Annotated in this window: 8 protein-coding genes; 3 read left to right on the top strand and 5 right to left on the bottom strand. The window is 71.2% G+C overall.

Annotation, left to right across the window (positions count from 1 at the left end):
- Nucleotides 1-573 (top strand): lytic transglycosylase domain-containing protein (locus QM572_RS01365; RefSeq protein ID WP_415089225.1); only part of this gene is annotated, 573 nt, incomplete at its 5' end.
- A 172-nt stretch (nt 574-745) separates the two neighbouring features.
- The gene (locus QM572_RS01360; RefSeq protein ID WP_415089223.1) at nt 746-1600 is read left to right on the top strand and encodes a DUF559 domain-containing protein; all 855 of its coding nucleotides are present in this window, start codon (nt 746-748) and stop codon (nt 1598-1600) included.
- Nucleotides 1601-1716: 116 nt separating this feature from the next.
- On the opposite strand, the gene QM572_RS01355 is transcribed toward QM572_RS01360, so the two are convergent.
- From QM572_RS01355 to QM572_RS01335, 5 genes are all read right to left on the bottom strand, one after another.
- Nucleotides 1717-3108 (bottom strand): class II fumarate hydratase, encoded by a 1392-nt coding sequence (locus QM572_RS01355; RefSeq protein ID WP_415089221.1) that lies wholly within the window; start codon nt 3106-3108, stop codon nt 1717-1719.
- A complete protein-coding gene (locus QM572_RS01350) occupies nt 3101-3766 on the bottom strand; it encodes a spermidine synthase (RefSeq protein ID WP_415089219.1) in 666 nt (221 codons plus the stop codon). Before QM572_RS01350 ends, QM572_RS01355 begins: the two co-directional genes overlap by 8 nt.
- Nucleotides 3767-3785: 19 nt before the next feature.
- Nucleotides 3786-4052 carry a zf-TFIIB domain-containing protein gene (locus tag QM572_RS01345; RefSeq protein WP_415089217.1) on the bottom strand — a complete coding sequence of 89 codons (267 nt, stop codon included), beginning with the start codon at nt 4050-4052 and terminating at the stop codon, nt 3786-3788.
- Nucleotides 4053-4147: 95 nt separating this feature from the next.
- Nucleotides 4148-5044, bottom strand: coding sequence for a GGDEF domain-containing protein (locus QM572_RS01340; protein WP_415089215.1), 897 nt, complete (start codon nt 5042-5044; stop codon nt 4148-4150).
- Nucleotides 5045-5069: 25 nt separating this feature from the next.
- Nucleotides 5070-6767 (bottom strand): fumarate hydratase, encoded by a 1698-nt coding sequence (locus tag QM572_RS01335; protein WP_415089213.1) that lies wholly within the window; start codon nt 6765-6767, stop codon nt 5070-5072.
- 85 nt (nt 6768-6852) lie between these two features.
- Between QM572_RS01335 and QM572_RS01330 the strand changes: the two genes are divergently transcribed.
- On the top strand, nt 6853-7073 hold a 221-nt coding region (locus tag QM572_RS01330; RefSeq protein WP_415089211.1), incomplete at its 3' end, for a hypothetical protein.

Genomic DNA, 7073 nt, shown 5'->3' with positions numbered 1-7073 from the left:
GTCGTCCGCGCCACCGCCGTGCTCGGCGGCCTCGCCGCCGCGGCCACCGGCGCCGTCGTGGTCGGGGGCGTCGCGACCGGCGGCGAGAGCATCGTCCCGGCGGCCGCCTCGGCCGTGTCCCTCGGCACGGCCGACAGCGCGTCCACACGGTCGGCGGAGCTCTCCCGCTCCAGCGACCGGCGCCAGGCCGCGGACCCCGCCAAGGCGGCCTCGCTCGCCGCCGCGGCCGAGGGAGACGTCCAGGCCGTGACCGGCTCGGTCGACCTCGCCGACCAGGACCCGAAGGCCATCGCGTCGGCGCTGATGTCCGACTACGGCTGGAGCGGCTCGCAGTTCACCTGCCTGGACAAGCTGTGGACCCGCGAGTCCAACTGGAACGTCCACGCTCACAACGCGTCGTCGGGCGCCCACGGCATCCCGCAGGCCCTCCCCGGCTCGAAGATGGCCTCCGCCGGCCCGGACTGGGAGGACAACGCCCTCACCCAGATCACCTGGGGCCTCGGCTACATCAAGAGCCGCTACGGCACCCCGTGCAACGCGTGGGGTCACTCCGAGTCCCACAACTGGTACTGAGCCCGCCGACTCCGGGCTCTGGCCCGCGGCGGAGGTCGACGCCGACCCGTTCGTGAGGCCCGTCGGCGTGACACGCCGGGAGTGTCGGCGTGTCACGGTCAGACGGCGCACGTCCTGGCCGGGCTGTGGAGAGTCGCCGACGGCGTACGCGCATCGGGGTCATGCTGCCGGCATGGATCTCGGGAGCCTGCTCATCGTGCTCGGTGGTCTGAGCGACTACGCGACGCTGCGCGCGAACGCGAGTCGCCGCGCGATCCGCCGGGCCGTGCGCGAGGGGGCGATCGTGCACGTGGCACGCGACCGCTACGCGCTGCCGAGCGTCGACGAGGCGCTGGGTCTCGCGCGGCGCGTCAACGGCTACCTCGTCCACGAGAGCGCGGCGCTGCACTGGGGCTGGGAGGTGCGGATGCCACCGGAGGAGCCGAAAGTGGCGGTCCCGCGTGGCGTGCGGCGGTCGGCCGCCGGCGTACGCCGGATGGACCTGCGGCGCGAGGACCTCGATGGCTGGGCGACCAACAGGCTCCAGACGGCGTTGATGTGCGCCGCGGACCTGCCCCTCCCCGACGCGCTGGCGGTGACCGACTCGGCGCTGCGGCACGGCGACGTGAGCCGCGATCACCTCGAGCGAGGCGCGTCGGCCCTCCACGGAGAGCGAGGACGTCGCGCTCGCCGCGTCGTGGCGTACGCCGACGGGCTGGCCGCCAACCCCTTCGAGTCGGCGCTCCGGGCACTGGCCGTCGAGGCGGGCGTGGAGGTGGTGCCGCAGCTCCCGATGCGGCTCGGCGGGCACACGGTGCGGCCCGACCTGACGAATCCGATCCTCGGGATGGTGCTCGAGGCCGACTCGTGGGAGTTCCACGGCAGGGCGCAGCGCGACTTCAACCGCGACGTGGAGCGCTACACCGCGATGACGGCGGCCGGGTGGCGGGTGCTCCGCTTCACCTGGAAGCAGGTCATGTTCGACCCCGACCACGTGGTCGCGCTCATCCGCCAGACTGCCGCGCTGGCCCGTTCGTGCGTCTGCTGACCGCGACACGCCGTCGCCTCCGGCGTGGCGCGGCGAAACGGCTCACGTCGTGGCCAGCTGCGGTGAGGAGTCGCCGGTTAACCGGTGACTGCTCACCATGCGGCCGAGTCGAACCCTCAGGGGTGGGTCATGCTCATCACGTCCAGCGCAGCGTCGAGCTGCTCCTCGCTCAGCTTGTCGGGCACGTAGCCGCCGCGGATCACGGCCTCGCGGATCGTGATCCCCTCGGCCAGGGCGGACTTGGCGATCTTCGCGGCGGCCTCGTAGCCGACGTACTTGTTCAGCGGCGTGACGATCGAGGGGGAGGACTCGGCGTACGCGCGCATCCGGTCGGTGTTCGGCACGATCCCGTCGATGGTCCGCGACGCCAACACCGTCATCGAGGTGGAGAGCAGGCGGATCGACTCGAGCAGGTTGCGTGCGATGACGGGCATCGCGACGTTGAGCTCGAAGGCGCCGGACGCGCCGGCGACGGTCACCGCGGCGTCGTTGCCGATCACCTGGAAGGCGACCATCAGCGTCGCCTCCGGCAGCACCGGGTTGACCTTGCCGGGCATGATCGAGCTCCCGGGTTGGAGGTCGGGTAGTTGTATCTCGGCGAGACCGGCGGTCGGGCCCGACGACATCCAGCGCAGGTCGTTGTTGATCTTGATCAGCCCGACGGCGAGCGTCTTGAGCACGCCCGACAGCTCGACGAGCGAGTCCCGCGTGCCCTGCGCCTCGAAGTGGTCCCGCGCCTCCGTGAACGGCTCGCCGGTCGCCTCCGAGAGAGCCGCGATGACCTGCCGGGGGAAGCCGGCCGGGGTGTTGATCCCGGTGCCGACCGCCGTGCCCCCGAGGGGCAGCTCCCGCACTCGGGGAAGGACAGCCGAGAGCCGCTCCGACGCATAGCGGATCGTCGCCGCGTACCCGCCGAACTCCTGCCCCAGCGTCACCGGCGTCGCGTCCATCAGGTGTGTCCGACCGGACTTCACCAGCTCCGCGAACTCCGACGCCTTGCGCTCCAGCGACGACGCCAACGTGTCCAGCGCCGGCCGCAGCTGCTCGCGCACGGCGAGCGCGGCGGCGACGTGGATGGCGGTGGGGAAGGTGTCGTTGGAGGACTGCGAGGCGTTGACGTGGTCGTTGGGATGGACCTCGACGCCCTCGCGCGCGGCGAGGGAGGCGATCACCTCGTTGGCGTTCATGTTGGACGACGTCCCGGAGCCGGTCTGGAAGACGTCGATCGGGAACTCGTCGTCGTACTCCCCGGAGAAGACCATCGCCGCGGCGGCGTCGATCGCGTCGGCCTGCTCGCGCGTGATGACGCCCAGATCGCCGTTGACCCGGGCCGCCGCGGCCTTCACGTGGGCGATGGCGTGGATCAGCGCCGGCTCGAGCGCCGTGCCGGAGATGGGGAAGTTCTCCACGGCCCGCTGGGTCTGCGCCCGCCAGAGCGCGTCGGCGGGGACCTGCACGTCCCCCATGGAGTCGTGTTCGATGCGGAACTCAGGGTCGGAGTCAGTCACCCTTCCAGCCTACGTAGAGCCAGTAGGACTCCGGGCGGCCCTGCAGGTCGACCGGGAGCGCCACCACCTCGGTCCGCCACCGCCCGAACACCGTCTCCATCGTGCGCTGCAGCTCGGGCGCCTCGGCCGCGCTCCACACCACGACGACGCCGCCCGCCCGCGTCACCCGCTTGGCCTCGTGCAGCGTCGGCGAGCGATAGAGGTCGGCATTGGCGTCGTGCACCAGGTAGCCCGGCCCGTTGTCCACGTCCAGCAGCACCAGGTCGTACGCCGAGGGGCCGGCCACCCGCAGCAGGTGGGTGACGTCGGCGACCTGGACGAGAACGCGCGGGTCGGCCATGACCGGTGGCCCGAAGGGGATGGTGCCGTCGCGCATCCAGTCCACGAGCGCCGGCTCGATCTCGACGACCGTGACCCGCCCGACCCGGTCGTCGGCCAGGATCGCCTCGAGGGTGAAGCCCAGCCCGAGGCCGCCGACGAGCACCTCGCGCGGGTCGTGGTGCAGCGCCAGTGCCCGGGTCGCGAGCGCGCGCTCGGTCGAGGTCTCGACGGTGTCCATGACGAACACCCCGTTGGCGCGCAGCTCCAGGGATCCGTCGTCGCGCTGGCTCAGCACCAGCTCCCCGCGGGTGCTCGTCGCGCGGGCGATCTCCTCCACGGACCCCGAGACTAGGGGCTCAGTCGAAGAGCTCGCTGAGCCAGCTCTCGCGGCGCTTCTTCTTGTAGTAGCCCTGGTTGTCGTAGCGCCGGTCATAGCCCTCCTGGTACGCCGGCTGCTGCTGCACCGGCGCGGCCTGAGCCGGCTGCTGGCCGAGCGAGCGATCGATGATCTTGTCCAGCTCACCGCGGTCCAGCCACACGCCGCGGCAGGTCGGGCAGTAGTCGATCTCGATCCCGGCGCGCTCGCTCATCGTCAGAGGGGCGCCGTCCACAGGGCATTGCATGCTCATGCCCCGTCGAACGAACGACGCGGCCAGGCCGTTCCTCCGCGGCCCGGGTCGCGACGAGCGGATCCCGGCGCCGAATCGATCAACACACCCTAGCCGCGGCAGGAGCGGGCGCCGCCGGCGCGCTTGGCGCGGTAGAGCGCATCGTCGGCGCGGATCAGCGCGCCCGCGAGCGTACGCTCGGCGCTGGTCAGGTCGGCGAGCAGGAGATAGCCGATCGAGGCCGTCGGTGTCGGCTCCGCGGGCAGGGAGGCGATCGAGGCCTCGACCGATGCGACGCAGCGCTCGAGCTCGCCGGCGTCGGAGGTCGCCAGCAGCAGCGCGAACTCGTCGCCGCCGATCCGGGCCGCGAGATCGTCCGGCCCGACCGACCCGGCCAGGGCGTCGCCGACGCCGCTGAGCAGGAGGTCCCCGGCGTGATGGCCGAGGGTGTCGTTGACCTGCTTCAGCCCGTCGACGTCGAGGAGCACGAGGGCGCCGCCGGCTCGCTCCTCCAGCCCGACACGCAGCTCCTCGGTGAACCGGCGCCGATTCGAGAGGCCGGTCAGCGGATCCTGCTCGGAGAGCTGCCGGTAGCGTCGCTCGGCCTCGCGCAGGGCGGCCTCCACCTCACGCTTCTCGGTGACGTCCCGCGCAGCTGCCACCCGCATCGATCCCGCCGTGGTCTCGACGTGGGAGAGGGTGATCTCGAGGGGCAGGAGCCGCCCGTCACGATGTTGGCCCGTCACCTGGTTCTCGTGGTTGAGGGGCTGGTAGCCGTGCGGCACGTGGCCCGTCCGCAGCTCCGGGTGGAAGGGCCGCACCCGCTCGGGCACCAGCATCTCGATCGGGCTGCCGACCAGCTCGCTCACGGCGTACCCGAACAGGTCGCCCGCGTGGGCGTTGGCCAGCCGGATGACGCCCGCCCGGTCGACGACCACCATCGCGTCCGGCATGGCACTCAGCGCGTGGCCGAGGGCATCCAGGTCGTGTTGCGGCGGAGCGGACATCGCGACGGCTCGAGTGCTGGCTCGCTCAGCGCTGCGCGGAGCGCACCCGGATGCCGGTCAGCGGCACGGTGACCGACCCCGACGGATCGGTGAAGAAGTCGTTGCCCTTGTCGTCCACGACGATGAAGGCGGGGAAGTCCTCGACCTCGATCCTCCAGATCGCCTCCATGCCGAGCTCGGGATACTCCAGCACCTCCACCGACGTGATGCAGTCCTGCGCGAGTCGTGCGGCCGGGCCGCCGATCGAGCCGAGGTAGAAGCCGCCGTGGGCGTGGCACGCCTCGGTGACCGCCTTCGACCGGTTGCCCTTGGCGAGCATCACCATCGACCCGCCGGCGGCCTGGAACTGCTCGACGTAGGAGTCCATCCGACCCGCGGTCGTCGGCCCGAACGACCCCGACGCCATGCCGGCGGGGGTCTTCGCCGGCCCCGCGTAGTACACCGGGTGGTCGCGCAGGTACGCCGGCATCTCCTCGCCCGCGTCGAGCCGCTCCTTGATCTTGGCGTGCGCGATGTCGCGCGCGACGACGAGCGGCCCCGTGAGCGAGAGCCGGGTCTTCACCGGGTGCTTCGACAGCTCCTCCAGGATCGAGGACATCGGCTGCGACAGGTCGATGGAGACGACCTCGCCGCCCTCGATCAGGTGCTGCTCCTCGGGATCGGGGAGGTACTGCGCCGGGTCGGTCTCGAGCTGCTCGAGGAAGATCCCCTCGGCGGTGATCTTGCCCAGCGCCTGCCGGTCGGCCGAGCACGAGACGGCGATCGCGACGGGCAGGGACGCGCCGTGGCGGGGGAGCCGGACGACGCGGACGTCGTGGCAGAAGTACTTGCCGCCGAACTGCGCTCCGATCCCGAAGGTCTGGGTGAGCTTGAAGATCTCCTCCTCCAGCTCGGGGTCGCGGATCGCGTGACCGCTGACGTCCCCGGTCGTCGGGAGGTGGTCGAGGTAGTGCGTCGAGGCGAGCTTGGCGGTCTTGAGCGTGTGCTCGGCGGACGTGCCGCCGATCACCACGGCGAGGTGGTACGGCGGGCACGCCGCCGTCCCGAGGCTCTTGAGCTTCTCGTCGAGGAACGCCAGCATCCGCTCCGGGTTGAGGATCGCCTTCGTCTCCTGGAACAGGAACGACTTGTTGGCCGAGCCGCCGCCCTTGGCGATGAAGAGGAAGTGGTACTCCGGCGACTCCCCGTCACCCGGGGCGGGGGTGGAGTAGAGCTCGATCTGCGCGGGCAGGTTGGTGCCGGTCGGCTTCTCGTCGTACGTCGTGAGGGGGGCCATCTGCGAGTAGCGCAGGTTCAGCGAGGTGTAGGCGTCGTAGATGCCGCGCGCGATCGTCTCGCTGTCGTCGGCGCCGGTAAGGACGCCCTCGGACTTCTTGCCCATGACGATCGCGGTGCCGGTGTCCTGGCACATCGGCAGGATGCCGCCCGCGGAGATGTTGAGGTTCTTCAGCAGGTCGAGGGCGACGAAGCGGTCGTTGCCGGAGGACTCGGGGTCGTCGATGATCCTCCGGAGCTGGGTCAGGTGCGCCGGGCGCAGGTAGTGCTGGATGTCGTGGATCGCCTCGTAGGTGAGCCGCCGGATCGCCTCGGGGTCCACCTGGAGGAAGGTGCGCCCGCCGGCCTCGATCGTGGAGACGCCCTCGGTGGTGACGAGCCGGTACGGCGTGTCGTCGTGGTGGGCCGGGAGCAGATCGGAGTACGCGAACTCGGGGGAGGTTGCCACGAGCGTCAAGCCTAACGATCCCCGCGACCGGAGGGGCGTACCGGGATATGTCGTTACTATCGATCGACTTTGTCGTTTATCGAGCGTGCAACGTGCGTCTCGTCTCGCCGTCGGCCTGGTGCTGGTGGCGTCCTCCCTCATGATCATGGCGCCGGTCGCTCCGGCGTCGGCAGCCTCCGCGCCGGCGTACGACCTCGACGGGACGTGCCTCCGGCTCCGGGTCACCAACGACGGCGCCACCCCGAGCGAGAGCACGTACGTCGGTGTGAACGGCTCCACCTACACCGCGACGGCCACGGCGGCGAC

It is taken from the genome of Nocardioides sp., assembly GCF_047607365.1.
Lineage (GTDB): Bacteria > Actinomycetota > Actinomycetes > Propionibacteriales > Nocardioidaceae > Nocardioides.
Note: the sequence above shows the minus strand (reverse complement) of the source record. Positions and strands in the feature narration are given on the sequence as shown.